The 26,315-nt window shown below is 71.3% G+C and carries 33 protein-coding genes; 17 read left to right on the forward strand and 16 right to left on the reverse strand.

Annotated elements, in window-relative coordinates:
• The first annotated feature begins 36 nt into the window (after nucleotides 1-36).
• The 3 genes from GGG17_RS10850 (at nucleotide 37) to GGG17_RS10860 (ending at nucleotide 3,169) form a co-directional block, all read left to right on the forward strand.
• A complete protein-coding gene (locus GGG17_RS10850; RefSeq protein ID WP_154593739.1) occupies nucleotides 37-564 on the forward strand; it encodes an O-acetyl-ADP-ribose deacetylase in 528 nt (175 codons plus the stop codon).
• Nucleotides 561-1,331, forward strand: coding sequence for a carbon-nitrogen hydrolase family protein (locus GGG17_RS10855; protein WP_311966612.1), 771 nt, complete (start codon nucleotides 561-563; stop codon nucleotides 1,329-1,331). The genes GGG17_RS10850 and GGG17_RS10855 overlap by 4 nt, the downstream gene beginning before the upstream one ends.
• Nucleotides 1,332-1,480: 149 nt before the next feature.
• Entirely contained in the window at nucleotides 1,481-3,169 is a 1,689-nt protein-coding gene (locus GGG17_RS10860; RefSeq protein ID WP_154593740.1) for a VWA domain-containing protein, read from the forward strand.
• 27 nt (nucleotides 3,170-3,196) lie between these two features.
• Here GGG17_RS10860 and GGG17_RS10865 read toward each other — a convergent pair whose 3' ends face one another.
• The 5 genes from GGG17_RS10865 to GGG17_RS17360 all read right to left on the reverse strand — a co-directional run bounded on the left by GGG17_RS10865 (nucleotide 3,197) and on the right by GGG17_RS17360 (nucleotide 7,912).
• The gene (locus tag GGG17_RS10865) at nucleotides 3,197-3,661 is read right to left on the reverse strand and encodes a heat shock protein transcriptional repressor HspR (protein WP_311966613.1); all 465 of its coding nucleotides are present in this window, start codon (nucleotides 3,659-3,661) and stop codon (nucleotides 3,197-3,199) included.
• 4 nt (nucleotides 3,662-3,665) lie between these two features.
• Complete coding sequence (locus GGG17_RS10870) at nucleotides 3,666-4,685, reverse strand: DnaJ C-terminal domain-containing protein (protein WP_154593742.1); 1,020 nt, start codon at nucleotides 4,683-4,685, stop codon at nucleotides 3,666-3,668.
• A gap of 111 nt (nucleotides 4,686-4,796) precedes the next feature.
• A complete protein-coding gene (locus tag GGG17_RS10875) occupies nucleotides 4,797-5,549 on the reverse strand; it encodes a nucleotide exchange factor GrpE (RefSeq protein WP_311966614.1) in 753 nt (250 codons plus the stop codon).
• The gene (dnaK, locus tag GGG17_RS10880) at nucleotides 5,546-7,417 is read right to left on the reverse strand and encodes a molecular chaperone DnaK (protein ID WP_154593743.1); all 1,872 of its coding nucleotides are present in this window, start codon (nucleotides 7,415-7,417) and stop codon (nucleotides 5,546-5,548) included. Before dnaK ends, GGG17_RS10875 begins: the two co-directional genes overlap by 4 nt.
• Nucleotides 7,418-7,675: 258 nt before the next feature.
• Entirely contained in the window at nucleotides 7,676-7,912 is a 237-nt protein-coding gene (locus GGG17_RS17360) for a transposase (RefSeq protein ID WP_154593744.1), read from the reverse strand.
• Here GGG17_RS17360 and GGG17_RS17365 point away from each other — a divergent pair.
• Nucleotides 7,905-8,078 carry a hypothetical protein gene (locus GGG17_RS17365; RefSeq protein WP_195849210.1) on the forward strand — a complete coding sequence of 58 codons (174 nt, stop codon included), beginning with the start codon at nucleotides 7,905-7,907 and terminating at the stop codon, nucleotides 8,076-8,078. The genes GGG17_RS17360 and GGG17_RS17365 overlap by 8 nt on opposite strands.
• 16 nt (nucleotides 8,079-8,094) lie before the next feature.
• Here GGG17_RS17365 and GGG17_RS16545 read toward each other — a convergent pair whose 3' ends face one another.
• Nucleotides 8,095-9,324 (reverse strand): TIGR00725 family protein, encoded by a 1,230-nt coding sequence (locus GGG17_RS16545; protein ID WP_311966615.1) that lies wholly within the window; start codon nucleotides 9,322-9,324, stop codon nucleotides 8,095-8,097.
• Nucleotides 9,325-9,391: 67 nt separating this feature from the next.
• Between GGG17_RS16545 and GGG17_RS16925 the strand changes: the two genes are divergently transcribed.
• Both GGG17_RS16925 and GGG17_RS10900 read left to right on the forward strand, forming a co-directional pair.
• Nucleotides 9,392-9,514, forward strand: coding sequence for a hypothetical protein (locus GGG17_RS16925; RefSeq protein WP_283809795.1), 123 nt, complete (start codon nucleotides 9,392-9,394; stop codon nucleotides 9,512-9,514).
• Between the two features lie 9 nt (nucleotides 9,515-9,523).
• A complete protein-coding gene (locus GGG17_RS10900; RefSeq protein WP_311966616.1) occupies nucleotides 9,524-10,243 on the forward strand; it encodes a DUF3253 domain-containing protein in 720 nt (239 codons plus the stop codon).
• Between the two features lie 13 nt (nucleotides 10,244-10,256).
• On the opposite strand, the gene GGG17_RS10905 is transcribed toward GGG17_RS10900, so the two are convergent.
• Nucleotides 10,257-11,207 (reverse strand): helix-turn-helix transcriptional regulator, encoded by a 951-nt coding sequence (locus tag GGG17_RS10905; protein WP_154593747.1) that lies wholly within the window; start codon nucleotides 11,205-11,207, stop codon nucleotides 10,257-10,259.
• A gap of 131 nt (nucleotides 11,208-11,338) precedes the next feature.
• On the opposite strand from GGG17_RS10905, the gene GGG17_RS10910 reads away from it, so the two are divergent.
• The gene (locus GGG17_RS10910) at nucleotides 11,339-12,082 is read left to right on the forward strand and encodes a TSUP family transporter (RefSeq protein ID WP_154593748.1); all 744 of its coding nucleotides are present in this window, start codon (nucleotides 11,339-11,341) and stop codon (nucleotides 12,080-12,082) included.
• A gap of 62 nt (nucleotides 12,083-12,144) precedes the next feature.
• Here GGG17_RS10910 and GGG17_RS10915 read toward each other — a convergent pair whose 3' ends face one another.
• The 5 genes from GGG17_RS10915 to arsB are packed head-to-tail and all read right to left on the reverse strand — an operon-like array spanning nucleotide 12,145 to nucleotide 15,979.
• Nucleotides 12,145-12,885, reverse strand: coding sequence for a DUF72 domain-containing protein (locus GGG17_RS10915; RefSeq protein WP_230082903.1), 741 nt, complete (start codon nucleotides 12,883-12,885; stop codon nucleotides 12,145-12,147).
• A 16-nt stretch (nucleotides 12,886-12,901) separates the two neighbouring features.
• Nucleotides 12,902-13,891 carry a cation efflux transmembrane domain-containing protein gene (locus GGG17_RS10920; protein ID WP_311966617.1) on the reverse strand — a complete coding sequence of 330 codons (990 nt, stop codon included), beginning with the start codon at nucleotides 13,889-13,891 and terminating at the stop codon, nucleotides 12,902-12,904.
• Nucleotides 13,888-14,403 (reverse strand): transporter substrate-binding domain-containing protein, encoded by a 516-nt coding sequence (locus tag GGG17_RS10925; RefSeq protein WP_154593749.1) that lies wholly within the window; start codon nucleotides 14,401-14,403, stop codon nucleotides 13,888-13,890. Before GGG17_RS10925 ends, GGG17_RS10920 begins: the two co-directional genes overlap by 4 nt.
• Before the next feature lie 42 nt (nucleotides 14,404-14,445).
• The gene (locus GGG17_RS10930) at nucleotides 14,446-14,871 is read right to left on the reverse strand and encodes an arsenate reductase ArsC (protein ID WP_154593750.1); all 426 of its coding nucleotides are present in this window, start codon (nucleotides 14,869-14,871) and stop codon (nucleotides 14,446-14,448) included.
• Between the two features lie 13 nt (nucleotides 14,872-14,884).
• The gene (gene arsB / locus GGG17_RS10935) at nucleotides 14,885-15,979 is read right to left on the reverse strand and encodes an ACR3 family arsenite efflux transporter (protein WP_154593751.1); all 1,095 of its coding nucleotides are present in this window, start codon (nucleotides 15,977-15,979) and stop codon (nucleotides 14,885-14,887) included.
• An 81-nt stretch (nucleotides 15,980-16,060) separates the two neighbouring features.
• On the opposite strand from arsB, the gene GGG17_RS10940 reads away from it, so the two are divergent.
• Nucleotides 16,061-16,420 (forward strand): ArsR/SmtB family transcription factor, encoded by a 360-nt coding sequence (locus tag GGG17_RS10940; RefSeq protein WP_154593752.1) that lies wholly within the window; start codon nucleotides 16,061-16,063, stop codon nucleotides 16,418-16,420.
• A gap of 42 nt (nucleotides 16,421-16,462) precedes the next feature.
• On the opposite strand, the gene GGG17_RS10945 is transcribed toward GGG17_RS10940, so the two are convergent.
• Nucleotides 16,463-17,374 carry a cation diffusion facilitator family transporter gene (locus GGG17_RS10945; RefSeq protein WP_154593753.1) on the reverse strand — a complete coding sequence of 304 codons (912 nt, stop codon included), beginning with the start codon at nucleotides 17,372-17,374 and terminating at the stop codon, nucleotides 16,463-16,465.
• 144 nt (nucleotides 17,375-17,518) lie between these two features.
• Between GGG17_RS10945 and GGG17_RS10950 the strand changes: the two genes are divergently transcribed.
• From GGG17_RS10950 to GGG17_RS10965, 4 genes are all read left to right on the forward strand, one after another.
• Nucleotides 17,519-18,538, forward strand: a complete 1,020-nt coding sequence (locus GGG17_RS10950; protein WP_154593754.1) for an ATP-binding cassette domain-containing protein — start codon at nucleotides 17,519-17,521, stop codon at nucleotides 18,536-18,538.
• Nucleotides 18,535-19,380 carry an ABC transporter permease gene (locus tag GGG17_RS10955; protein WP_154593755.1) on the forward strand — a complete coding sequence of 282 codons (846 nt, stop codon included), beginning with the start codon at nucleotides 18,535-18,537 and terminating at the stop codon, nucleotides 19,378-19,380. The genes GGG17_RS10950 and GGG17_RS10955 overlap by 4 nt, the downstream gene beginning before the upstream one ends.
• An 84-nt stretch (nucleotides 19,381-19,464) precedes the next feature.
• Nucleotides 19,465-20,250 carry a ScoMcrA-related endonuclease gene (locus GGG17_RS10960; protein ID WP_512698686.1) on the forward strand — a complete coding sequence of 262 codons (786 nt, stop codon included), beginning with the start codon at nucleotides 19,465-19,467 and terminating at the stop codon, nucleotides 20,248-20,250.
• Nucleotides 20,251-20,287: 37 nt separating this feature from the next.
• Nucleotides 20,288-21,349 carry a restriction endonuclease gene (locus tag GGG17_RS10965; protein WP_154593757.1) on the forward strand — a complete coding sequence of 354 codons (1,062 nt, stop codon included), beginning with the start codon at nucleotides 20,288-20,290 and terminating at the stop codon, nucleotides 21,347-21,349.
• 85 nt (nucleotides 21,350-21,434) lie between these two features.
• Here GGG17_RS10965 and GGG17_RS16550 read toward each other — a convergent pair whose 3' ends face one another.
• The 3 genes from GGG17_RS16550 to GGG17_RS10975 are packed head-to-tail and all read right to left on the reverse strand — an operon-like array spanning nucleotide 21,435 to nucleotide 22,782.
• Nucleotides 21,435-21,758, reverse strand: coding sequence for a PIN domain-containing protein (locus GGG17_RS16550; RefSeq protein WP_230082904.1), 324 nt, complete (start codon nucleotides 21,756-21,758; stop codon nucleotides 21,435-21,437).
• A 44-nt stretch (nucleotides 21,759-21,802) separates the two neighbouring features.
• Nucleotides 21,803-22,162 (reverse strand): PIN domain-containing protein, encoded by a 360-nt coding sequence (locus tag GGG17_RS16555; protein ID WP_230082905.1) that lies wholly within the window; start codon nucleotides 22,160-22,162, stop codon nucleotides 21,803-21,805.
• On the reverse strand, nucleotides 22,159-22,782 hold the full coding sequence (locus GGG17_RS10975) for a type I restriction enzyme endonuclease domain-containing protein (protein WP_154593758.1): 624 nt from the start codon (nucleotides 22,780-22,782) through the stop codon (nucleotides 22,159-22,161). The genes GGG17_RS16555 and GGG17_RS10975 overlap by 4 nt, the downstream gene beginning before the upstream one ends.
• 271 nt (nucleotides 22,783-23,053) lie before the next feature.
• On the opposite strand from GGG17_RS10975, the gene GGG17_RS10980 reads away from it, so the two are divergent.
• From GGG17_RS10980 to GGG17_RS11000, 5 genes are all read left to right on the forward strand, one after another.
• Nucleotides 23,054-24,526: an MFS transporter gene (locus GGG17_RS10980; RefSeq protein WP_154593759.1), complete on the forward strand. Its 1,473-nt coding sequence runs from the start codon at nucleotides 23,054-23,056 to the stop codon at nucleotides 24,524-24,526.
• A gap of 10 nt (nucleotides 24,527-24,536) precedes the next feature.
• On the forward strand, nucleotides 24,537-25,082 hold the full coding sequence (locus GGG17_RS10985; protein WP_195849211.1) for a universal stress protein: 546 nt from the start codon (nucleotides 24,537-24,539) through the stop codon (nucleotides 25,080-25,082).
• Nucleotides 25,083-25,420: 338 nt separating this feature from the next.
• A complete protein-coding gene (locus GGG17_RS10990; protein ID WP_154593761.1) occupies nucleotides 25,421-25,564 on the forward strand; it encodes a hypothetical protein in 144 nt (47 codons plus the stop codon).
• A gap of 104 nt (nucleotides 25,565-25,668) precedes the next feature.
• The gene (locus tag GGG17_RS10995) at nucleotides 25,669-25,833 is read left to right on the forward strand and encodes a hypothetical protein (protein WP_154593762.1); all 165 of its coding nucleotides are present in this window, start codon (nucleotides 25,669-25,671) and stop codon (nucleotides 25,831-25,833) included.
• A gap of 13 nt (nucleotides 25,834-25,846) precedes the next feature.
• Nucleotides 25,847-26,314 (forward strand): NUDIX domain-containing protein, encoded by a 468-nt coding sequence (locus GGG17_RS11000; protein WP_154593763.1) that lies wholly within the window; start codon nucleotides 25,847-25,849, stop codon nucleotides 26,312-26,314.
• Nucleotide 26,315: the final 1 nt, after the last annotated feature.

Raw genomic sequence — 26,315 nt, forward strand, 5'->3', positions numbered from 1 at the left:
GGGCCGGCGCCCGGCCCGCGTCGTAGGCTGGGAGGCATGGCTGGCATCGAGATCGTCCAGGGCGACATCACCACCCAGGCCGTCGACGCGATCGTCAACGCCGCGAACTCCTCCCTCATGGGGGGTGGTGGCGTGGACGGGGCGATCCACCGCGCCGCGGGGCCGACCCTGCGGGAGGAGTGCCGCCACCTGCGGGCCACCGACTACCCCGAGGGGCTGCCCGTCGGCGATGCCGTCGCCACCGGTGCGGGTGACCTGCCGTGCCGCTATGTCATCCACACGGTCGGGCCCAACCGGCACGAGGGGCAGATCGATCCTCGGCTCCTGGCCTCCTGCTACACCCGCGCGCTGGACGTCGCGCAGCAGCTCGGCGTCCGCACCATCGCCTTCCCGGCGGTCAGCGCCGGCGCCTACGGCTGGAAGGTCGCCGACGTCGCACGCATCGCCCTCGGCACGGTCGCGGCCCACCCCAGGGACGGCATCGACCTGGTGCGTTTCGTGCCCTACGACCCCACGTCGTGCGTCGCCTTCGAGGCCGCGTTCGCCGGGCTGGCGGCGTCGTGAGGCGCTGGCGCGTCGCGGCCGGCCAGCTCGCCAGCACCGACGACGTGCAGCACAACCTCGAGCAGGCCTGCCGCCTGGTGGCCGAGGCGGCGGAGGCCGGTGCCCGGCTGGTGGTCCTCCCCGAGGCGACCATGGTGACCTTCGCGGTGCCGGTGGGTCCCCACGCCGAGCCCCTCGACGGGCCGTTCGCCGAGGCCCTGCGCGAGGCGGCCCGTCGGCACGAGATCACCGTCGTGGCAGGGATGTTCGAGCCCGCCGACGACGGGCGGGTCCACAACACCCTGCTGCTCACGGGTCCGCACGCGGAGGCCACCTACCGCAAGGTGCACCTGTTCGACGCCTACACCACGACGGAGTCCGAGACGGTGGCCCCGGGGTCCGACTACGTCAGCGTCGAGGTGGACGGGGTCCGCGTGGGTCTGGCGACCTGCTTCGACGTGCGCTTCCCCGACCAGTTCACCGAGCTCGGCCGCGCGGGCGTGGAGGTCGTGGCGCTCACCGCGTCCTGGGGCGACGGCCCGGGCAAGGCGCAGCAGTGGGACCTGCTCACGGCGGCCCGGGCCCACGACTCCCAGGCCTGGCTGGTCGCCGCGGGGCAGGCCTGGCGCCCCGACTCGATCCGCAAGCCGCTCGGGATCGGGCGAAGCGCGGTCGTGGACCCGACGGGCGCGGTGCGCGCCAGGCTCGGCGGGGCACCCGACCTGCTGGTGGCCGACCTCGACCTCGACCTGGTGGAGCGCACCCGCGCCCAGGTGCCGATCCTCTAGCGTCGCGAACCGACCGGCGGGTCACTGACGGTGACGGATTCCTCTTTGTCGGCCACTCACAGTATTTGGTTACGGCGCACGGGTTTTCACCCAGGTGACGGAGCCCTCACAACCCGGGCGTCGCCTCTCCCCTCCGCTACATTGCGGCCATGGGACGCCACTCTGCCCCTCGCACCATCCCCAAGGCCGCGGTCCTCGCGCTCCCCCTCGCTGCCGTCGTCGGCATCGCGGGCGTCGCGGCGCTGGTCGACGACGACTCCCGGGGCAATGACGCGGCTGGCTCGACGTCGCCGCGGACCGGCCTGTCCGCCTGCTCCTCGGTCACGCCCATGCGCATCACCACCACCGAGGACCTCGCGCCCGTCCTCGGTCAGGTGGTCCAGCGGGAGGAGACCCGCGGCGACGACTGCATCGACTACACCGTGGACGTGCAGAGCTCGTCGGTGACCGCGTCCGCCCTCATGAGCGGGGACGACGACCGCACGCAGGTGTGGATCCCCGACTCCACCCTGTGGGCCGAGCGCGTCACGTCCGCGGCGCCCAGCACCAAGCTCGACCTGGGGTCGGTCGTCGCGACGTCGCCGGTCGTGTTCGCCATACCTCGAGCCGCCGCCAGCGCGGCCCGCCCCGGGCCGCTCACCTGGTCCCAGCTCATCTCCCAGCACGCCGTGCCGCTCAAGGTCGCGAGCCCCGAGCGCAGCACCTCGTCCCTGCTGGCGCTGCTCGGTGCCAAGCAGGCCGTCGCCTCCTCGCCGCAGGACACCCGGGCCCTGCAGGGCCTGCTGCTCACCCTGTCCCGCAGCACGACCGACGAGGGAAGCCTGCGGCGCCAGGCCCTGACGCAAGCGGTCGCCGCGCCGGCCTTCCCCACCTCCGAGCAGCAGCTCGCGCACCTCAACCAGACCAACCCCAAGACTCCGCTCCGGGCGATGACACCCAGCGACGCCACCCCCCAGCTGGACTACCGGGTCGTGACGGTCGCCGGCGCCAACGCGCCCTCGGACGACTCTGTCGCCAAGCTGCGCGACGCCCTCGCGGACGCCCAGTCCGTCGATGCCCTGCGCAGGGCGGGCTTCCGGGTCGGCGCGTCCGAGGGCCCGGACCTTCAGGGCGTGCCCGCCACCTTGCCCAAGGTCATCGGGACACCCCGCGCCACCGACGCGGACACCGCGCTGCGCACCTGGGTGACCATGTCCCGGCAGACCCGCATGCTGGCGGTCATCGACACCTCCGAGTCGATGAAGAAGCCGGCCATCCCCGGCATGAACCGCCTCCAGCTCGCGTCCGGTGCGGCGCTCAAGGCGCTCGAGAAGTTCCCGCCGAGCAGCGAGATCGGGCTGTGGACCTTCGACCTCGCCCACGGCTCGCAGCCCAGGGACTGGGTCGAGCGCGTCCCGATCCGGCGCGTCGACGACAAGGTCGGCCCCGTCACCCAGCGCCAGGCCCTCGCGCGGTCCGCCATGAGCCTGCAGTGGCAGCGCGCCAACGGGACGGCGGTCCACGACACGATCTGGGCCGGCTACCAGCAGCTGCAGCGCACCTACCAGCCGGACTACGCCAACGCGCTCGTGCTGCTGACGGACGGCAAGAACGAGGACCCCGGCTCCATGAGCGAGGCGCAGCTCGTCGCCAACCTGCGGCAGGTCGGCAAGGACAGCTCGCGGCCGGTGCGGCTCGTGCTCATCGCGATCAGCGAGGACGCCGACCTCGCGGCGCTGCAGCGCATCGCCAAGGCCGTGCCGGACGGGCAGGCCTACGACGCGCGCCAGCCGGAGAACATCCTGGGCATCATGCAGACCGCCCTGAGCAGCCGGGAGATCGCGGCGCCCGCGCAGTAGGGCCGTCGCCCTCGGCCCGCGCCCCGCTCAGCGGGTCGTGTCGGGACGCCAGACGACCAGGGCCTGGCTCGTGGAGCGGACGGCGCTCGGGCGCTGACCGGGCGGCATGGCCACCACGTCGCCGCGACGCCCGGCCGCGAACACCCGCTGGCCGTAGCGCGCCTGCGGGCGCAGCTGCTCGACCTCGGACAGCGCCTCGGCGAGCCGCGCCTCGAGCGCGCTCACGTGGTCCTCCAGCTCCAGGATCCGCCGTATGCCGGAAAGGCTCACGCCCTCCTCCTGGGAGAGCCGCTGCACCTCGCGCAGCTGGGCCACGTCGCGCGCCGAGTAGCGACGGCCGCCGCCCCCGGACCGCTGCGGCACGACCAGCCCGAGCCGGTCGTACTGACGCAGCGTCTGCGCGTGCAGGCCGGCGAGCTGCGCCGCCACCGAGATCACGAAGGTCGGGGTGTCGTCGTCGGGGACGAACTCGCGTCGCTCGGGAGCGGCCACGAGGTCACGCCCTCGCCGCTCGAGCCCGCAGGTCGGCGCGGACGTCGGTCTCGGCATCCGCGGCGGCCAGCACCTCGATGGCGGCGCGCATCTCGTCGGTCAGGTGCTGGGGCACGACCACGTGGACGGTGGCGATCAGGTCGCCAGTCGAGGTCTTGGTGGCGATGCCGCGGCCCTTGACGCGCAGCCGCTGGCCGCTCTGGGTGCCGGCGGCGATCTTGACGCCGACCAGGTCGCCGCCGAGGGTCGGGACCTTGATGGTGGCGCCGAGCGCGGCCTCGGCGAAGGTCACGGGGACGTCGACGGTGAGGTTGTCGCCGTCCCGCCCGAACACCTCGTGGGGCGTGACGGTGACGTTGAGGAAGAGGTCTCCACGCGGGGCCTGCGGGTCGCCGAAGCCACCCTTGCCGCGCAGCCGGATGCGCTGACCGTCCTTGACACCCGCGGGGACCCGCGTGGTGATGCGCTCGCCGTCGGCCGCGGTCAGCGTGACGGTGTCGCCGCGCACCGCCTCGGGGAAGCCGATGGTCACGGTGGCCTCGACGTCGGCGCCGGGTCGCGGTCCGGTGGGGGCGCCATACGCGCCGTATCCCTGGCCGAAGGGGCTCTGCCCCCCTCCTCCGCCGAACATCCGCAGTAGGTCCTCCATGTCCGGCTGGGCGCCGCCGGGCCCGCCGCTCGTGGTGAACCGCATGCCGGGGCCGCCGCCACCGCCCGTGAACAGGTTGCTGAAGACGTCCTCGAAGCCGCCGTTGCCGCCGGCCCCGGGCGCGAACCGGGCGCCACCGTGGGCCATCTGACGGATCGCGTCGTACTGCTTGCGCTGCTCGGCGTCGGACAGGACGGCGTAGGCCTCGCCGATCTCCTTGAACCGCTGCTCGGCGGCCGTGTCGCCGGGGTTCTGGTCCGGGTGCAGCTTGCGGGCGAGCTTGCGGTACTCGCGCTTGACGGTCGCCGCGTCGGCGTCCTCGTCCACGCCGAGCGTGGCGTAGAAGTCCTTCTCGAACCAGTCCTGGCTGGCCATCGGCGACTCCTTCCATGGGTCAAAGGTGCTGCGCAAAGGGGGTGGTCCCCGGCCGGCCCGCCAGCGGCGGGCGGTCTGGCGGGCCTGCTGGCGGGCCGGTGGGGGACGGTGCTACTGCGGGTCGGCGACCGAGACGCGCGCGGCGCGCAGGACGCGGTCACCCTGCCGGTAGCCGGGCTGCAGGACCTGGACGACCGTCGTGGTGGTGGCCCCCTCGGGGAGCTCCGCCTCGACGTGCATCAGGGCCTCGTGCAGGGCCGGGTCGAACTCGTCGCCCGCCTTGCCGTAGGCCTCCAGGCCGAACCGGCCGAGGGCCTGCTGCAGCTTGTCGGCGATCGATGCGAAGGGCGTGCCCTCGCCGAGGTCGCCGTGCTGGCGGGCCAGCGCGATCTCGTCGAGGACCGGCATGAGGGCCTCGATGACCGAGGACGCGCCGAGGTCCTTGAGCAGGACCTTGTCGCGATCGACCCGCCGCTTGTAGTTGACGTACTCGGCCTGCAGACGTTGCAGGTCGGCGAGCCGCTCGGCCGCGAGCACCGTGTCCGGGTGCTCGCCGTCCGCCTCGGCCCGCTCGGCCGCGGCGTCCGCCTCCGCCGCGCTGACCTGGGCGTCGTGGACCGCCGACTCCTCGGCGGAGAAGGGGTCCTGCGGCATACCGTCCTGCTGGTCACCGGGCTTGTGCTGGTCTGACGGGTCGGACATCGGGGTCTCCCTGTCGTCGCTCGCGGTGGGTTCGGTGGGCTCGGGAGCCGGCTGGCGCACCTCGCCCGTGGCGGGGTCGATGCGTCGCTTGTCCCGGATCACCGGGCCGCTGGGCTCCCCCTCGTCGGGGGAACCCACGTGGCCGGTGGTCTCGTCGGTCACTTCATATCCGTGTCGTCGTCCACGACCTCGGCGTCGATGACGTCGTCATCGGCCCTGGCCCCGGCATCGCCGGCTCCGGCCGCCCCGGCACCCGCACCGCTCTCGTCCGCCTGCTGGGCGTAGAGCGCGGAGCCGAGCTTCTGGGACTCCTCGGACAGCCTGGTCGCCTTGGTGGAGATGTCCTCGGACGAGGTGCTCTCGGCGGCCAGCGCGTCCTTGAGGTCCTTGAGGGCCTCGTCGACGGGCTTGCGGCCGTCCTCAGGAAGCTTGTCCGTGTTGTCCGCGAGGAACTTCTCGGTGGAGTAGACGAGCTGCTCGGCGTTGTTGCGAGCCTCGGCCTCCTCGCGGCGCTTCTTGTCCTCCTCGGCGTGCGCCTCGGCATCCTTGACCATGCGGTCGATCTCCTCCTTGGACAGCGCGCTGCCGCCGGAGATCGTCATCGACTGCTCCTTGCCCGTGCCCTGGTCCTTGGCGGACACGTGCACGATGCCGTTGGCGTCGATGTCGAAGGTCACCTCGATCTTGGGCATGCCACGGGGAGCCGGGGCGATGCCGGTGAGCTCGAAGGTGCCGAGGCCCTTGTTCTGCTGGGCCAGCTCGCGCTCGCCCTGGAAGACCTGGATCAGCACGGACGGCTGGTTGTCGTCGGCGGTCGTGAAGACCTCGGACCGCTTGGTCGGGATGGCGGTGTTGCGCTCGATGAGCTTGGTGAACAGCCCACCCTTGGTCTCGATGCCGAGGGACAGCGGGGTGACGTCGATGAGCAGGACGTCCTTGCGCTCACCCTTGAGGACACCGGCCTGCAGCGCCGCGCCCATGGCCACGACCTCGTCCGGGTTGACGCCCTTGTTGGGCTCCTTGCCGGTGAGCTCCTTGACGAGGTTGGACACGGCCGGCATACGGGTCGAGCCGCCGACCAGGACGACGTGCGCGATGTCGCTGACCTTGACGCCCGCGTCCTTGACGACGTTGTGGAAGGGCTCCTTGGTCCGCTCGAGCAGGTCGGCGGTCATCTGCTCGAACTGGGTGCGCGTGAGCGTCTCGTCGAGGTGGATGGGGCCGTTCTCGCTCATGGAGAGGTACTGCAGGTTGATGTTGGTGCTGGTCGCGGTGGACAGCTCCTTCTTGGCCTGCTCCGCGGCGTCCTTGAGACGCTGCATGGCGATCTTGTCGCCCGACAGGTCGACGCCGGTGGTGTTCTTGACCTGGGTGAGCAGGTGCTTGACGATCCGGTCGTCCCAGTCGTCGCCGCCGAGGCGGTTGTCGCCGTTGGTGGCGCGGACCTGGATGGTCGCGAAGCCGTCCTCGGCGTCCTTGCCGACCTCGAGGAGGGACACGTCGAAGGTGCCGCCACCGAGGTCGAAGACGAGGATGAGCTCGTCCTCCTTGCCCTTGTCCAGGCCGTAGGCGAGCGCCGCGGCGGTGGGCTCGTTGACGATGCGCAGGACGTTGAGGCCCGCGATCTCGCCGGCCTCCTTGGTGGCCTGGCGCTCGGCGTCGTCGAAGTACGCCGGGACGGTGATGACCGCGTCGGTGACGGGCTCGCCGAGGTAGGACTCGGCGTCGCGCTTGAGCTTCATCAGCGTGCGGGCGCTGATCTCCTGCGCGGTGTAGTCCTTGCCGTCGATCTCCTGCTTCCAGTCGGTGCCCATGTGGCGCTTGACCGAGCGGATGGTGCGGTCGACGTTGGTGACGGCCTGGCGCTTGGCGATCTCGCCGACGAGCACCTCGCCGTTCTTGCTGAAGGCCACGACCGACGGGGTCGTGCGACCACCCTCGGCGTTGGCGATGATCTCCGGCTCGCCGCCCTCGAGGACGGCGACGGCGGAGTTGGTGGTGCCGAGGTCGATACCGACTGCACGTGCCATGTTGGGGCTTCTCCTTGATGACTAGCGGATGTTGAGTCGTCAGCACTCAAGGTATGACCGCCTGCGATCCTGTGCAAGCTCGTGTCAGTGAACTTGAGTCTGTCACGCTCAACCTTGAGCGTCGTGGTTTCATTCCCGGGCCGCCATCATCAAGGCAGGGTGCGCCACCTGGGGTTGTCTGTCGGATCTCACTGAAGGTGTCGCAGTCTCACTGGACGTGTCATCGATGTGTCGCGATCTCGCTCAACATGTCGTAGGTCATCCTTCGGTCATGGACGGACCAGCCGGAACCTCACGCTCCAGCTCGGTGATCCGCGCCGCCTCGGCCGTGGTCGTGCCCGGCCGGTCACCAGCATCGACCTCGGCCTGGGTCACCCAGTTCCGCAACGTCTCAGGGTTGATCCCCAACTGCTCACTGAGGAGCTCGACGCCACACCCGCCGCTGGCCTGTCTCCAAGCCCAGGGCGAGACCTTCGGGCTGCCAGTCGTGCCCATCCCCGGGACGCGCAGCGCCGCCCGGGTCGCCGAGAACGCCGCGAGCACCGCCCTGGTCCTGACCGGCGACCAGCGGTCGCGCCTCGCCCGGGCGGCGGACCTCGCCCACGGCACCCGCAACCTCGACTTCGCCGGGCCTGACTGGATCAGCGCCGGACGCGAGTGAGGTCAGCCGCAGACCGTCAGACCCAGATCGCCGCGTCGATCCCGTCGCTGAAGCGCTCCGGCAGCTCGGGGTGCCGCACGGCCTCTCCCCGCACGACCCGCGCCGCGCTCCAGGCCGCCGCCGCCGCGTCGAGCAGGTCGTCGGCGCCGCGGCGGTCCAGGGCCACGCCGCTCGGCAGCCGCACGCCCTGCGCGAGCAGCAGCCCCTCGCGCTCGTGGACACCCTCGACCGTCTTTTTGCTCGAGTCCAGCGGCGCACCCGCCATGACCGCGAAGCACAGCTCGGGGTGCACCTCCACGACCGGCACCCGCTCCGGGTCCTTTGAGCGCACGTACCCGTCGACGTCGAGGATGGCCCGCCGCAGCGCATAGCTCTGCGCCGCCAGGCTGGTCCCGCCCGTGCGGGCGACGCTGATCCGGCGGGCCTCGGCATACGACTCGGCCGCGAGCGCGTCGCGCACGGGAGTCGCAAAGACCGAGCTGCCCCGCCGCCCCAGCCGCCGTCGCACCAGCACGTCGGCCTGCCGCCGACCCGTGTCCGGCAGCCCGACGGGGGTGTCGACCGCGACGAGCCGGACCTCGCACCCGGCCCGTGCGCGCGACACGAGGGTGTCCAGGTCCGGCCCGGCGACGAGCCGGACCGTGCCCCTCCCCGCGCTCGGCAGGAGCGCGCCGGTCCACCCGCCGCGCGCGCCGTCGACGCCGAGGACCCAGCCGTCGTATGCCGATTCGCCGCCCTCACGGGCCGGTGACCGCTCGAGGCCGAGATCCGTCAGGACCGCCGCCACGGCGTCCTCGGGCGAGGCCGCGTGGCGGGGTGCCCGCACGTCGTGGTCGGCCACCGGCACCTCGTCGAAGAGCCGCAACCCACCGAGAAGCACCACCGGCACCCCGGTCCGGGCCGCGAGCGCGATCTCGCTGACCGTCCCCCAGCTGTTGCCCACCGCGATCACCGCGTCGCAGGCCCGCACGAGCAGGGCGTTGCGCATCTCCCCCAGGCCCGTGGGCACGGTGACCGACAGGTGCGGGTTGGCGGCGGCGCGGTCGTCGCCGGGCAGCAGGCCCAGGCTCGTGCCCCCTGCCTCGGTGCAGCCGCGGGCGGCACCGGCCATCACCCCGCCGAGCCCTCCGGTCACGACGACCAGGCCCTGCTCGGCGAGCAGCCGGCCCACCGTGACCGCCTGCTGCACCTGCTCCGCCGTCGCCGAGCCCGGGCCGACGACACCGACATAGCCTCGTGGACGCACGCCTTCAGGATGGCATCCCGCGAGGTCCAGGACGGGGTAGGCAGGCGGGCAGCTGCGCTCGGCGGCGATGAGCCCGACCGCAGCAGCGCAGTCCGCCGTGGCCGTGGCCTACGCCCTGGGCTTCGGGGCGGTCCTGCTCGTCGGGCTGCTGATGTCGCAGCCGCTGCTGGTCCGGGGGCGCACGACCTAGAGTGCCGTCATGGTCGCACCTGCATCCGACGACGCCGCGCTGCGGGCGGGCATCCTGGACCTGCTGGGCCGGCGTGGCGCGGACGTCACGATCTGCCCCTCTGAGGTGGCGCGGGCGCTCGGTGGCGATCACTGGCGCGACCTGATGACGCCGACTCGCGAGGCCGCGGCCCGGCTGGCCGGGAGGGGCCTCGTCGAGGTGGTGCAGCACGGCGAGCCCGTCGACGTGCGGGTGGCCCGGGGTCCCGTGCGCCTGCGTCGCGGACCGGCCTGGCCCGCAGCGGCTCCCGCCACCTCGGCCGGTGCGCCGACGCACTGGCTGCTCCCGATCGACCCGGCGGCGCACGCCGAGCACCAACCCGCGGACTGGCGCACCCGGCCCGACGCCACCCCCGTCTGGGAGGCCATCGCGCGCTCCCAGCCGATCGACCGCTGGTGCCTGCGCTCTGGCTACCGGACGATGCGGACGGGCGACACGATCTGGGCCTACCTGTCGCGGCGGCAGGAGCTGTGCGCGGTCGGCTCGGTGCGCGAGGTCGTCCACGAGGGCGACGCCTGGCACGTCCTGGTGGACTGGGACGACGCGCGCACGGCCGCGCTCGCCCGACATCCCTTGCCGCGCAAGGCGTTCGGACAGGTCCCGATGTCGACCTGCCGCGCAGGCGAGCGCGCAGCCGGGGTCCTGACGGAGCGGTATGCCGACCTCCCCGGCTCCCGGCATACGACCTGAGCCCCCCGTGACGTCAGTCCGCGGCAGCGGCGAGGCGGGCGGCGACGTCACGGGCCGCCTGCCGCAGCTCGGGACCACCGACGATGCGCCACGGGTGCGGGACCTGGGCGAGACGCTCGACGACATACATCTCCGCGTCGTTGGTCGATCCTCGCAGCTCGCACCCGCCCTCGACCTGCGTGAGCGTCCCGGAGACGGCGCCGACCCACCGCGAGACCTCCGCGAGGGGCGCGTCGAACCGCACGTGCGTCTCGAGCTCCCACCCGGCTCCGAGCGCCTCCTCGAGGGCGGCCACGGGGTCGAGGTCGGCGGGCACGGAGCAACGCTCGGACGTCGGGGTCGCCGCCACCACGCGGTCGACGCGCAGCGTCCGTGTCGCCTGGGCGTGGTGGGCGTGCCCGAGGAGGTACCACCGGCCGTGACGCACCACCAGCGCCCACGGGTCGACGAGCCACGCGTGCGCTCTCCCCGACTCGCTGCGGTAGTCGAGCTGCACCCGACGACCGTCCGCGATGGCCGCGACCAGGGCGCTGGTGACCGTGGGCTCCGGCAGCGGGTCGGGGCGGCCGGCCCCGCTGGCGGTGTCGCGCACGACCGCGGCCTGCTGCCGAGTCCTGGCGGGGAGCGCGCGGATGACCTTGTCGAGGGCCTCGCGCCGGATGTCGGTCCCCTGCCGTTGGCCGGCCGTGGCCGACAGCACCGCCGTGACCAGGGCGATCGCCTCGTCCTCGGTGAACACGACAGGAGGGAGGCGGGCGCCGCGCCCCAACCGGTAGCCGCCATACGGCCCCCGGGAGGACTCGACCGGCACACCCGCCTCGCGCAGCGTCAGGACATAGCGCCGCACCGCCCGCTCGGTGACGCCGAGGCGGTCGGCCAGCTGGGCAGCCGTCACCCCCGGCCGGTCCTGGATCGCCTCGAGCGCCAGGAGCGTCCGCACCAGCGGGGTGGCGCCGTCGTCCATGCCGTCAGCGTAGGTGTCGACGACCGACCGAGCCGCCCGACCCACGCAGCAGCTACCATCCAGCACATGGCTGAGGTCGGCATCCGCGCGCTCCACCTGGCCGCGTCGGGGCCCGCCCGCCCGGTCACCGCATGGAGCTGACTACCTTCGTCCTGCTCGTGCTGGCAGGGTTGGCAACGGGTTTCGTGGGCTACCTGACCGGGATGGCCTCGCTCGTGTCCTATCCCGCCATGCTCGCGGCCGGGCTGTCGCCCGTCGCCGCCAACGTCAGCCAGACGCTCGGCCTGATCGGGATCGGCGTCGGTGCGGCCACCCGCGGGATGCCGACCCTGCTCGCCGGCGGCCGACGCGACCTGCTCCCCCAGCTCGCCCTCGCGGCCCTCGGCGGCGGGATCGGCGCCGCGGTCCTGCTGCTCGGCGGGGAGGGGTCCTTCACGCTCGTCGTGCCGTGGCTGCTCCTCGTGGCCTCGCTCATGGTCCTCGTCTCCCCGCGGCTGCGGTCCCTGCAGGGCGAGCGGTCCGCGCCCCGCTGGGTCTACCTCGCCGGGGTCCTCGCGGTGAGCACGTATGGCGGGTACTTCGGCGCCGGCGCGGGCACGATCTACCTCGCGGTCGCGCTGCTCGCCTCCAGCGACGCGTTCGGCCGGTCGATGATCCTGAAGTCCGTGCTGCTGGCGGCCACCAACGTCGTGGCCGCGGTGCTGTTCATCGCGTTCGGGCCGGTGAGCTGGTGGGCGGCGCTCGCGCTCGGCCTCGGCTGCCTGCTGGGGGGCAACCTCGGGCCTGCCGCGCGGCGGCTGATCCCCGAGCGGGTCATGCGGTGGCTCGTCGCGGTGGCCGGCGTCGGTCTGGCCGCCTGGCTGGCGCTGGCCTGACGCCACCCCGCCTCCTGCTCCCGCCTCCGCCGTCTCCCCCGACGGCGGGTGAGCCGCGGGCGTCAGGTCTGGGCGGCGACCAGCTCCTTGAGGCGGAGGCCGTTGAACGCGGCATACCCGTAGTTGTCGTTGTTGAAGTAGCAGTAGGCAGGTCGGCCGCCCGCCGTGAGACCCCGCAGGTGCCCCACCCACCGCGTGAGGGCCTCGTCGTCGAAGGACCCGCCATACCGCCACTCGGGGTCGCTGTTGTGGAACCGCACGTAGGCCAGGCGACCGGACGCCCGCAGCACGGGCTCGCGCCCGGCGACCACGGACACCACGAAGCCCGCGCCGTGCCGGTCGAGCAGGTCGAACACCCCGTCGTCGAGCCAGGACTCGTGCTGCGGCTCGACCGCGACCCGCACCCGCTCGGGCAGCATCCCGAGAAAGGTCGACAGGCGGTCGTCGTCGCGGTGCAGGTCGGCGGGGAGCTGCACGACGAGCGGGCCCGCCTTGTCGCCGAGCAGGTCGTGGGTGTGCGTGATCCGCTCCACCCAGTCGGCCGGGTCCTTGAGCTTGCGGTAGTGGGACAGGTAGCGCGACGCCTTGACCGTCATCTCGAAGCCTTGCGGGAGGCGGTCGCGCCAGCCCTCGACGGTGGTGTCGGCCGGCCAGCGGTAGTGCGAGCCGTTGAGCTCGACGGTGTCGAACCGCTCGGCGTAGTAGTCGAGCTGGTCCGCGATGCGCAGGCCGTCGGGGTAGAAGGTGCCGCGCCAGTGCTTGTAGGTCCAGCCCGACGTCCCGATCCGCACGTCCATGCTCATGCTCCGACTCGTCCCGTCACGCGCGGTCCGCGAGCGGGTCCGGCATGTCACCGATCCGGCTCACCGGCATGATCACCACGTCGTCCAGCTTCCAGTCCAGGGCTCGTATGGCGGCCGCCGCCGCCTCGACGTCCGCCGTCAGCGCCGAGGATCCGCGTGGCACCACGAAGGACTCGACGTGCAGCACGTGGCCCATGTCGCGGACCCGGCTGCGCGAGTCCGAGACCCACCCGCATCCCCGCAGGACCGCGTCGACCTCCGCGACCAGGGGGTGGGTGTGGGCGGAGTCGTAGGTCCTGGCCCGGCCGTCCATGAGGTTGCGCCCGGCATACCGCAGGTTGGTCCAGCCGTCCTTGACGATGGACACGGCGATGCCGCTGGCCACCGCCGCGTCCGCCCACCACCAGCCCAGACCGATGCCGATGATGCCGGCGATGGATCCGGCCGCGGTCATCCAGTCGGCCTTCTGCATGTCCGCGTCGGCGTAGAGGATGCGGTCGTGCAGGGCCTCGGCCAGCGGCATCTTGCGTCGCGCGATGATGATCGGCCCGACGAGGGTGTAGGCCATGACCGCGATCATCACCCAGCCCGCCCAGACGGTGTGCCCGAGCAGCTGGAGGGTGCCGATCGGTGGGTGCTCCGCCTTGACCAGCCCGGTGACGGAGTCCCACAGCAGCATCGCGCCGACCAGCAGCAGCGCCACCGAGGCGGCGAGGTGGCCGCTGGCGACGGCGCGGTGGCGTCCGTAGGGATACTCGGGCGAGGGGCTCTTGCCGACCTGCTTCCGAGCGATCAGGAAGGCGATGGGCGGCACGAACGCGAGCAGGTCCTCGATCCAGGCGGCCTTCATCGCCTGGGACGAACCCATGACGAGGTAGACGGCGGCCACGCAGGTCACCATGTAGGTGATGGTGATCCACTCGAGGCGGGTCGCGCGGTGCAGGGCGTCGCGCTGCTCCTCCGGCAGCGTCGTCCCGCCGAACCTCGTCGTCGACGAGCGGCTCACGAGGCCCCTCCCGCCGAGCTGTCGAGCCAGCGCTCGAGGTCGGACAGGAGGGCGTTCTCCCCCGCCGGGACGGCCAGGACGTGCTGCCGGGTCTGGCCGCCGGGGTCCGTGGACTCGGCATAGGGCCGGGTCAGTCCGACCTCGGCGGCCCAGGGGCTGGTGGCGTCGAGCCCGGCCACCACGAGGTCGACCTCTCCGTCGGACAGGTCCTCGACGAGGGCGGCTTCGCTGTCGGTGGTCCACTCGACGCGGGCGCCGAGATGCTCGGCATACCGCTGGGCGAGCTCGGGCTCGGGCCCGCTCGGGGTCTCCTCGGGGCCGGTGACGACGACGCGCGGCGGCGCATGGGTCACCCCGACGCGCAGCACCCGCTCGGACCGGACCCGGTCCAGGGTGAGTCCGGGATCGGTGGGGACCTGCACCCCGCAGGCCGAGACCGCCGCGATCATCAGTGCCGCGAGCGGCGACCGTGCGAGCAACCCTGCCCCTGCAGGGAGTCGACCAGTGTTCATGCACCGAACCCTAGGCGACCTCGGCCGGCACGAGGGGCGTTGTCAGTGCCCGAGCGGCTGCACCTCAACCCCCAGCTCGCCGAGGAGCTCGGTCACCCGGCGCCGTATGTCGTTCCGGATGGGTCGCACGGCCTCGACGCCCTGACCGGCGGGGTCGGCGAGCTCCCAGTCCTCGTAGCGCGTCCCGGGGTAGTAGGGGCAGGCGTCCCCGCAGCCCATCGTGATCACGACGTCAGAGGCCTGCACCGCCTCGGGAGTGAGCATCTTGGGCCTCTCGGCGGAGATGTCGATGCCCTCCTCGAGCATCGCCTCGCGCACGGCGGGGTTGACGGCGTCGGCGGGGGCCGAGCCCCCCGATCGCACCTCGACGGCCCCGCCGGACAGGTGGTGGGTGTAGGCCGCGCCCATCTGGGAGCGGCCGGCATTGTGGACGCACACGAACATGACGGACGGTCGGCGGTCGCTCATCGGGGCTCCTCGGTCAACGAGAGGTGTCAGCGGGGGTGTCAACAGCGTGCGGGAAGCGGCGGCGCAGCCACAGGCTCACGTAGACCAGGCCGACGAGGACGGGCACCTCGATGAGCGGGCCGACGACGCCGGCGAGCGCCTGCCCGGAGGTGACGCCGAAGGTCGCGATGGCCACGGCGATGGCCAGCTCGAAGTTGTTGCCCGCGGCGGTGAAGGCCAGGGTCGTGGTGCGCTCGTAGCTCATCGAGAGCGCGCGCCCGAGGACGTAGGAGACGCCCCACATCAGCGCGAAGTAGACGAGCAGCGGCAGCGCGATCCGTGCGACGTCCATCGGCCGGCCGGTGATCTGCTCCCCCTGCAGAGCGAACAGGATGACGATGGTGAACAGCAGCCCGTAGAGCGCCCACGGCCCGACCCGCGGGAGGAAGGAGCGCTCGTAGGACGCACGGCCCCAACGCTTCTCCCCGAGGCGGCGGGACAGGTAGCCGGCCAGCAGCGGGATCCCGAGGAAGATCAGGACGCTCCTGGCGATCTCCCACGGGGAGACGTCCAGGGCGGACTGCTCGAGCCCGAGCCAGCCGGGCAGCACCGACAGGTAGAACCAGCCGAGGGCGGCGAACGCGATGACCTGGAAGATCGAGTTGAGGGCCACGAGGACGGCGGCGGCCTCGCGGTCGCCGCAGGCCAGGTCGTTCCAGATGATCACCATGGCGATGCAGCGGGCGAGCCCGACGATGATCAGGCCGGTGCGGTACTCCGGCAGGTCCGGGAGGAAGGTCCACGCGAGCGCGAACATCAGCGCGGGCCCGACGATCCAGTTGAGGACGAGGCTGGAGCCGAGCATCCGGTGGTCGGAGGTGACGGTGTCCAGCCGGTCGTAGCGCACCTTGGCGAGCACGGGGTACATCATCACGAGCAGGCCGATGGCGATGGGGAGCGAGACCCCGTCGATCTCGACGGCGGCGAGTGCGTCACCCAGGCCCGGGACGAGGCGACCGAGGAGCAGGCCCCCCACCATGGCGGCGCCGATCCACGCGGGCAGGTAGCGGTCGAGCGTGGACAGGCGCGCCGCGACCGAGGACTCGGGCGCGCGGTCGGTGGTGGTCATGGCTTCCTCTCATCGACGTCCGTCGATACGGAGCCTGGCACTCGCATTGATAGTTGTCAATATGAGGACTACCCTCGACGTATGACGACCCTGGCCACCGCCTCGACGGACTGCTGCGCCGCGGCCAGCACCCCCCTGATGCCCGCGGATCGCGCCGTCTGCCTCGCCGAGATCTTCAAGGCGCTGGGCGACCCGACCCGCGTGCGGCTCGTGGGCTACCTGGCCTCGGCGCAGGGCGGCACGGTGTGCGCCTGCCACCTGCCGGACGAGCTGGGGATCAGCCAGCCCACCCTGAGCCACCACCTCAAGAGGCTCGTCAGCGCGGGGATCATCACGCGCGAGCAGCGCGGTCGCTGGGCGCACTACGCCGTCGTGCCCGAGGTCCTGGACGTGGCACGCGCTTTCCTCGGCACCACCACCGGCGACGCCCGCTGCTGCTGATCCCGACCCACTGCCGCCACTCGCGGCACCGGGCGCGACGGATCAGGCGTGGACGTGCGCCTCGTGGTCGCGATGGGACACCGCCTCGAGCTGGAAGGTCGAGTGCTCCACGCTGACCGCGAAGTGCCCGGCCACGCACTCCTGCAGGTGGTCGAGGATCCGCAGCGCGTGCCCGTCGGAGAAGCACTCGTCGGCGAGCACCACGTGGGCGGACAGGACGGGCAGGCCGGTGGCGACGACCGAGGCGTGCAGGTCGTGCACGTCGACGACGTGGTCCACCCCGAGGATGTGCCGGCGCACCTCCTCCAGGTCCAGCCCGGACGGCACGCTCTCGAGCAGGATCGACCCGGACTCGCGCAGCAGCACGAGCGCGCGGGGGACGATCAGGGCCGCGACGGCCAGGCCCGCCACGGCGTCGGCCCGGGCCCACCCGGTCGTGGCGATCACGATCGCGGCGACGATGACGGCGACCGAGCCCAGGGCGTCGTTGACCACCTCGAGGAAGGCGGCCCGCATGTTGAGGTTGCTGCCCCGGCTCCCGCTCAGCACGAGCATCGCCACGAGGTTGCCGATCAGGCCGACCACGCCGACCAGGACCAGGGCGGAGGGCCGGATCTCGGGCGGGGCGAGGAGTCGCTGCACCCCCTCGACGACGGCATACACCCCGACGGCCAGCAGGATCGTCGCCTGGCCACCGGCCGCGAGGACCTCGGCCCGCTGCCACCCCCATGTGCGGCGGGCCGACGGCGGTCGCGCCATCAGGGCCGCGGCCACGAGAGCCACCGCGAGGCCGATGGTGTCGGTGAGCATGTGGGCGGCGTCCACGAGCAGGGCCAGGCTCCCGGTCACCACGGCTCCCACGACCTCCGCCACGAGGATGGCCGCGGTGATGCCCAGCGCGATCGCCAGCCGCGTGCGGTTGGAGGTGTCGTGGCCGTGGACGTGGTCGTGCATGCGTCGAGGTTAGCCCCCGCCGACCCCGACTCCGCCGGCCGGCAGGACGCACCGCACTCGCCGACCAGCAGCAAGAGCAACCAGCGGACAGCTCCTGACCGCAGAGGCCTGGGATGGCACCCACACCTCTGCCATGCTCGCCTCATGTCATCCACCCCAGCGGTGATCGCTGACCACCTCGTCAAGCACTACCGGAGCGGCAGGGGGCGCACCGGATCGATCGTCAGGGCGGCCGACGGCATCTCGCTCACAGTGCCCGAGGGCAGCGTCCTCGGCGTGCTCGGCCCCAACGGCGCCGGCAAGACCACCACGGTCCGCATGCTCACGACCCTCATCCGACCCGACTCCGGGCGGGCGACCGTCGCCGGCGCCGACGTCGTCACGGACCCCAAGAGCGTCCGCCGGCTCATCGGCGTGAGCGGGCAGTATGCCGCCGTCGACGAGTACCTCACCGGCTACGAGAACCTCGAGATGGTGGGCCGCCTCTACCACCTCTCTGCCAAGGACTCCCGGCAGCGGGCGCGCCAGCTGCTGCGGGACTTCCGCCTCGAGGACGCGGCCGACCGCCCTGCCAAGACCTACTCCGGGGGTATGCGCCGCCGCCTCGACCTGGCAGGCGCCCTGGTGGCGCAGCCACCGGTGATCTTTCTCGACGAGCCCACCACCGGCCTGGACCCCCGCAGCCGCGGCGACATGTGGGACGTCATCGGCGACCTCGTCCGCGAGGGCACGACCGTGCTCCTCACGACGCAGTACCTCGAGGAGGCCGACCGCCTCGCCGACAACATCCTCGTCGTCGACCACGGGCGCGTGATCGCCGAGGGCACCGCCGACCAGCTCAAGGACCAGGTCGGCGGTGGGCGCCTGCACGTGACGGTGGCCGACTCCTCCGACATACGGCTCGCTCGCGAGGCCCTCGAAGGCCTCGGTGAGGGCCAGGTCGAGGTGGAGGAGCACACCCGCGAGCTCACGCTGCCCGCCGCAGGCGGGACCCGCACCCTCGTCGACGCGGTCCGCCTCCTCGCCGACCGGGGAATCACCGTGCAGGACATCGGGGTCCGCCGTCCCACCCTCGACGACGCCTTCCTGTCCCTGACCGGCCGCCCCACCCAGGACACCGACGACGACGAGCCCGACCAGACCCCGCAGGAGACCACCCGATGAGCACGCTCCTCGCCGACGCCAGCACCATCGCCCGACGAAACCTGATCAAGATCAAGCGCGTTCCCGACCTGATCGTCTTCACGACGCTGCAGCCGATCATGTTCATCCTGCTGTTCGGCTATGTCTTCGGGTCGCTCGCGGGGTCCGGCAACGGCCAGGGCTACCGCGAGTTCCTGATGGCCGGGATCTTCGCCCAGACCATCATCTTCGGCGCCACCATCACCGGGTCCGGCATGGCCGAGGACATGCAGAAGGGCGTCATCGACCGCTTCCGCACCCTGCCCATGCACCCCGGCGCCGTGCTCACCGGCCGCACCTTCAGCGACCTGCTCAACAACGTGATCGTGCTCGTCATCATGACGCTGACCGGCCTCGCCATCGGGTGGCGGATCCGCGACGGCCTGCTCAAGGCCGTCCTGGCCTACGCCCTCATGCTGGGCTTCGCCTACGCCGTGAGCTGGGTCATGGCCTACATCGGGCTCAAGGTGCGTGCGCCGGAGATCTTCAACAACGCGACCTTCATGATCATCTTCCCGCTGACCTTCATCGCCAACACCTTCGTGCCCAGCGAGAACATGCCTGCCGTGCTGCGCACCATCGCCGGGTGGAACCCCGTCTCCACCATCACGCACGCCGCGCGCGACAACTTCGGCAACCTCTTCGCCCTGGCCCCCGGCGGCGGGGCGGGCGGTGGCGCGGGCGCGCAGCAGCTGCGCGAGCAGATCGAGTACACCTGGGCGCTGCAGCACGCGGAGATCTACACCCTCGCCTGGATCGTGGGTCTGCTGCTGGTGTTCGTGCCGCTGTCGATCCGCGCCTACCAGCGGTCGGTCGCCCGCTGAGCCGGTCGCCTCTCCCTCCCGGCCGTATGCCGGTACCCGGGCCGCAGCTCTCGCAGCGCGTGACGCTCCGCTACGCTCTGAGAGGTGCGGCTGCCCAAACTCACCCGCGAGGCGGTTCTGATGTCCATCGAGGAGTGTCAGGCCTCATCTGAGGCCACGTTCCTAGATGTTTGCGGATTCGGTATGTACAACATCCAGCATCGCATTGAGCACCAAGGAGCTACCTACCCAGCGAAGGCCGTCATGGGCCGCGCCTTTTGGCACGTAGACGAAACGGTGGCATGCGCCGCCGATCTTCACGGCGAGGGCGGCCAGCACGCAATGAAACGACTTGCAGAGGTGGGTTTCTACCCGCCACCCGCTGCAAGCCCGGCGGCGAGCGCGAGCACGGGCACGGCACTGGGTCCCGTCGTCACGGTTGTGCCGTGCGAGAAGAACACTGCGACAGCGTTCGCGACTGGCCCACAGCCAGCCGGAACAGGTTGCCGCAGCGAGGCCGACCTCATGCGACGCCTCGAGGAGCAACTTCGCGGGCTGGGGCACCACCCCGGCAGGCTTCGCATCCAGCCAGCCAGCGGCGAGGGCTCCTTCGTCACTGACACTTATGACGCCACGTCCAACGTCCTCTACGAGGTGAAGGAGGGGGCGAACCGCGAATCCGTGCGCATGGCCATCGGCCAATTGCTCGATTACTCGAGGTATCGGACGCCACTCCCCCATCTCGCCATCGTGCTGCCCGAGTGGCCGGGGCAAGATCTGGCGGACTTGGTGCAGTCGACCGGCATGGCCTTGATCGTCGGCTCAGAAGCGGGGTTCGTCGGATTGCCCGAGGTCCAGAAGCTGCCGGCGCCACGAACGTCACGACCGTGACAGTCTGTAGTCGTCGATCCCAGAGGAGATGAGAGCCATGACGGCCATGTGGGGTATTCACAACGACGCGCTCGGCGCCGAGCTGGTGGAGAAGGGCTTCATCTCGATCGGCTGGGACGAGGTCGGCGACATCCGGGCCATAGGCAACGACCGGTCATCGCTGAAGGCAGCCGTGACGCGGACGTACCCCGGGAGCAAGCCCGGCGCGTTCCCGGTATGGGCCGGGGTGCTGCACAGGTTCGCCTATGAGATCGAGGAGGGCGACCTCGTCGTGGCTCCCTACAAGGCGGACGGCACAATCAACTTCGGCAGGGTGGTCGGAGGCTACGAGTACCACGCCGAGGAGCGCGTGCATCGCCATCGGCGGCGCGTCGAATGGCTCCGGACCGGCGTCGCCCGCGGCTTGTTCCCCCAATCAGCGCTCTACGAGATCGGCTCGGCCGTGACGCTGTTCCGGATCCGCCGACACGAGCACATCTTCCAGGAGTTCCTCGCCACGCCTGACGAGGAGGCCTTCGAGGCAGCGGCGACTGCGGTCGAGGATGCAGCCACAGGGGCGGTCGATGCCGAGCCCGACGACGGGTTGGCTCCCACCCCTGCCGAGGAGGAGCCCAACGCCGACCGGATCCAGCAGCACACCCAGGACTTCATCGTGCGGACGCTGCACCGCAGCCTCACTCACGAGCAGTTCGAGCTCTTCACCGCTGATCTGCTCCGCGTGATGGGATACCAGGCCCGCACCACCAGCTATTCGCAGGATGGCGGGGTCGACGTGATCGCCCACAAGGACCGTCTCGGGCTCGAAGCGCCCCTCATCAAGGTGCAATGCAAGCACACGACCGTCAGCCAGGGGGCACCGCAGGTCCAGCAGCTCGTCGGCACGCTCTCGCGCGGAGAGGTCGGGCTCTTCGTGGCGTTGGGGACCTACACCCGGGACGCGCAGGCTGTGGAACGCATGCGACAGGATTTGCGGCTCCTGAGCGGCTCAGACATCGCCAATCTCGTCCTGAACCACTACGAGGCGCTCCCGATCCGATGGCGGGACGTCATCAAGCTCCGCCGGGTGTACGTCGTGGACCTCCCGCCCGAGGAGCAATGAAAAACCCGGCCTCAGAGAGACCGGGTGGGTTATGACTACAGATTAGCAGGGGTTGGGCATGGGCCCAACCCCTGCTAATCGGCCTTCACCAGTTGGGCGGCTTCGAGATCCGCTCGACCACGGGTGGGAGCTGGTGCTTCAGGAAGTCTTCCGGACCGAGCCTCCGCCACCAGTGCCTCCCTGCACCCTGGCCGCGTTGTCCTCGGAGGTCCCCGGCGTGCCTGTTGCCGTGCGGGTTGACCAGGCCGACGGGCACGCGCTCACGGGCGATGTGCACGGGCAGCTTCAGGTCCGAGTCGTTGGATATGACGACCGCCGCGTCAACAGCCCCGGTGAGGACGTCGGTGAGGAGGTGCGTGGCTACGTTGACGTCGGAGCCCTTCTCCTCCTGGTGCAGGATCGAGACCATGAACACAGCGTCGGCTCGAGAGGTGCCCATGGGCGCCTGAACCATCACCGGCCACGCCGGCGAAACCAGCTCGATGCCGCCAGGGTCCTTCTTGACCGCCAGAGGACGGTAGCGGACGCCTGTCTGATACTTGCCGAACTCGACAGGTCGACGCTCCCAGACTGCTGCAGCGCCTGGAAGTAGAGGAACTGCTTGGCGTATCCGGACGGATTGAGCCCTTGGTCAATCGGAGCGGAGCAGTACGCGACGCGCTCGATCTGAGCCTCCGGCCAACCCCGCTGCTCTTCAACCAAGGTCGCGCTGAGCCCTCGTACATCCAGCCACCTCCAGCCTTCGGCATCACCGCACTGCTTGCGGCCGCCGTAGTAGAGGTTGAACCCGTCGACGTAGACCCCGACCTTCATGACGTCCTGCCGGTGCTGTACCTGGGAGCCATCACCTCCATCTGCTCGATCACCAGCCGGATGGCCTCAGGCTGCTTGTCCGGCGGGTAGTCGTACTTCACCAGCAGGCGCTTGACGGTGGACCGCAGCTTGGCCCGGACGTCTTCGCGCACGGTCCAGTCGGTGGAGGTGTCGCGGCGCATGATCGTGACGAGCTCGCGTGCGATCTGCGCGAGGACGTCGTCGCCGAGCAGGTCGCGGGCGGACTCGTTGGCGCCGACGGCGTCCCAGTAGGCCAGCTCGTCGCGGTCGAGGGGTGGCGTGAACCTCTCCTCGCGTTCGGCTTCCTCGCGGATCTCGTCGGCCACGCGGAGCAGCTCTTCGAGGACTTCGGCGGAGGTGAGCTGGCCGTTCACATAGCGGTTGGTCAGCTCGGCGAGGCGCTCGGAGAACTGGCGTTCGCGCACGATGTTGCCGCCGGTGAGGGTGCGCACGTCTTCGGTGAGGGCGGCGCGGAGCGCTTCGATGTACTGGTCGGCCTCTTCCTGGCCCTCATCGATGGGCTCGCGCCCCTGCTGTGGACCGTAGGTGAGCAGTCGTCGCCGACGCTCTCGGCACCGCCACCAGACAGCGGCCCGCATGCGGCGGAGCCGAGCTCCATGCCAACCGGCGCACGGCCACTCCCGTTGCACCCAGCGGCGGCCCGTCAAACGGCTCGGTCCCGACCGAGACCCACGTCGAGCCCATGAATGTCATCCACCAGACGGGGCGGCGATGACGAGAATTCTGGTGAGGCCCGCCCTCTTTTCGTCGCTACATCCTGCGTAGTTTCCGTCGGAGGCGTAGGTTGCCGGACGGGAAGATGCACGTCGACCTGTGAACCCTCTGTGACCTCAACGGAAGGAGGCACCCATGACGGCTGCTGCATCCACCGAGGACAAGCCGGTCCGCAGCATGATCCCGGCGCGCATGGACAAGATGCCCTGGTCGCGCTTCCACTGGATGGTCATCTTCGGCCTCGGCACGGCCTGGATCCTCGACGGTCTCGAGGTCCAGATCGTCGCCGCAGGCGGCTTCGAGAAGTCGCTCGGCATGAGCTCGGCGCAGGTCGGCCTGGCCGGCACCGTCTACCTGCTCGGCGAGGTGATCGGCGCGCTGACCTTCGGCCGGCTGACTGACTCCCTCGGCCGCAAGAAGCTGTTCGTCCTGACGCTGTTCGTCTACCTGGCCGGATCGGCGCTGGCCGCCATCTCCCCCAACATGTGGATCTTCCTCGCGTGCCGGTTCATCTCCGGGGCGGGCATCGGCGGCGAGTACTCCGCGGTCAACTCCGCCGTCGACGAGCTCATCCCCGGCAGGTACCGCGGCCGCGTGGACCTGGCCATCAACGGCACCTACTGGCTCGGTGCCGGTCTCGGCGCCGCCGCGAGCGCGTACTTCCTGGCGGAGGGCCGCTTCGACGACAACCTCGGCTGGCGCATCGCCTTCCTGCTCGGCCCGATCCTCGGCCTCGGCATCATCTACCTGCGCCGCCACATCCCGGAGAGCCCTCGCTGGATGCTCACCCACGGCCGCGGCGAGGAGGCCGAGGGCATCGTCTCCGGCATCGAGCAGGACGCGCAGGCCCAGGGCAAGGCGCTGCCCGAGCTGTCCGAGGACCAGGCCATGTGGATCAAGCCCCGCGAGGGCCTGAGCCCCAAACAGCTGCGCTACGTCTTCTTCACGATGTACCCCTCGCGCACCTTCCTCGGCGCCACGCTGATGATCACGCAGTCCTTCCTCTACAACGCGATCTTCTTCACCTACTCCCTCGTGCTGCAGAACTTCTACGGGCTCACTGCGGCGAGCGCGGCGATCTACTTCTTCCCCTTCGCCGTCGGCAACCTCCTCGGTCCGTTGCTGCTGGGACCGTTGTTCGACACCGTCGGGCGCCGCAAGATGATTGCGGGCTGCTACTCCTTCGCCGCCGTCGTCCTGCTGGTCTCGGCGTGGATGTTCCAGGCCAACATGATCAACGCCTGGGTGCACACCGCCTTCTGGTGCGTGGCCTTCTTCTTCGCCTCCGCGGGCGCCTCGGCCGGCTACCTGACGGTCTCCGAGATCTTCCCGCTGGAGGTCCGCGGCCAGGCCATCTCCTACTTCTTCGCGATCGCCCAGGTCTTCGGCTCGATCGGCCCCGTCTTCTACGGCTGGCTGATCGGTGAGGGCAAGGACCGCGACCCGATGTTCTGGGGCTATGTCATCGCGTCGGTGATCATGCTCTTCGGCGCCTTCGTGGCGGCGAAGTGGGGCGTCGACGCCGAGGGCAAGTCGCTCGAGGAGATCGCGCCCCCGCTCACGAGCTATGACGAGCAGGGCAACGAGACCACCAAGCTCCCGGTGTGAGGAGGCCCAGATGACCGAACGTCCGTACACCGTCGTCGTCGGCGTCAGCGCCACCTCCGGCTCGCCGGCCGCCCTGGCCTGGGCCCGCGACCAGGCGGAGACCCACGGGGGCGAGCTGGTCGCCGTACGCGCCTGGAAGGTCCCCAGCCCGCAGGCCACACCCTCCGGCATCTCGCCCGGCCGCGTCTCGGTCGCCGAGGACGTCGAGCGTGAGGCGTTGCGCTCGCTCGAGGCCGACGTCGAGGCCACGCTCGGGCGGGACCACGGCGCTCGGCTGCAGCTGGTGCGGGGCGGCAAGCGCAAGGCTCTGCTCGAGGCCGCCCAGGATGCCGACCTGCTCGTGGTCGACGCCCCGCGCGGGCTGCCCGCCACGGGCACCGCGTTCGCGCAGCGCCTGGTCTATGCCGCGGCCTGCCCGGTCGTCGTGATGCCGCCGCGGGTCACCGGCGACCAACCGGGCATGCTCAGCCGCGCGGCCGGAGCGCTCGGTCGCGGCGCCCTGCGCGCGGCGGCGACCGCCGGCCGGCCGGGATACCGCACCCCTCCCCCGGGGTGACATGGCCTGCTGCCTCTCGACGATCTCATGGCGGCCTGCGGTCTCGCCCCGGGCGTGGCTCAGCAGGCGGTCGACCTGGAGCTCGCGATCGCGCAGGTGTCCTGGGACCGTCCGTACGGCGACACGACGACGAGGCGCTCACCAAGTCGATGACCTGGGAGGCGCTGCGCGACCTGGCCGGCGTCGACGTGCTGCTGCTCCTGCAGGGACTGGGCTGCCCGGACCCGGGACGCCTGCCGCTCGACGTCATTCAGCCCACTGCTCGTGGCTGTCCGCGGAGGCGCGGGGATGTGCCGTGGCCAAGGTCGACGCGGTCGTCCTCCACATCGGCTGAGGGGTTGGCGTTCGTCGTCCGCGACCGCTACCTGCCGTGGCTGGTCGTCATCGGCGGCCTGTCCAACCTCGGGCTGACCGGGTATGGCGCCCTCCTCGTCCTCTACCTGGTACGGAACCTGGGGCTCACCACCGACATGGTCGGCTAGTACTTCACGACCGGCGCGATCGGCGGGGTCATCGGCTCCGTGATCGCCGTCCCCCTGGCCAGCCGCGTCGGCACCGGTCGCCTCCACACCGCCGTCCTGCTCGCATGCCGCTCGCGGGGGTGCTGGCCGGCTGGCTCGGCAGCACCCTCGGCGTGCGCCCCACGATCCTCGCGATGGCCGGCCTGCACATGGTGGCGTGCTGGCTGGTCGTCGCGAGCCCCCTCGTCCGGCTCGGTGAGCTGCCGGCCCGTGAGCGGACGACGGTCTGACATGCTGGCGCCCATGAGCGCGTGGACCCCGCCCGAGCTGCCCGTGTCGGCGGGCGCCATCCTCCTCGACGAGCAGGGCCGCCTGCTGATCCTCAAGCCGACCTACAAGTCCGGGTGGACCATCCCCGGGGGCGTCATGGAGGCCGACGGGGAGTCCCCGTGGGACGCGTGCCGCCGCGAGGTGCGGGAGGAGACGGGGCTCGAGGTCGACGCGGGGCGCCTCGTCGTCGTCGACACCCGCCCCGGCAAGGACGGCGCCAAGCTCGGGCTGCGCCTGCTCTTTCACTGCGGCACGGTCACGACGCGTGCCGCGAGGCGCATCCGCCTGCAGGAGGAGGAGATCAGCGAGCACCGCTTCGCGCCGGTCGACGAGGCGCTGCAGCTGCTCCGCAAGCCGGTGCGTCGCCGCGTCGCCGTCGGCCTGGAGGCCGAGCACGCCACCTATCTCGAGAACGGCCGCCCCGCCCCCGGGATCCGCTGAG

This window comes from Arsenicicoccus cauae, from assembly GCF_009707125.1.
Taxonomy (GTDB): domain Bacteria; phylum Actinomycetota; class Actinomycetes; order Actinomycetales; family Dermatophilaceae; genus Arsenicicoccus; species Arsenicicoccus cauae.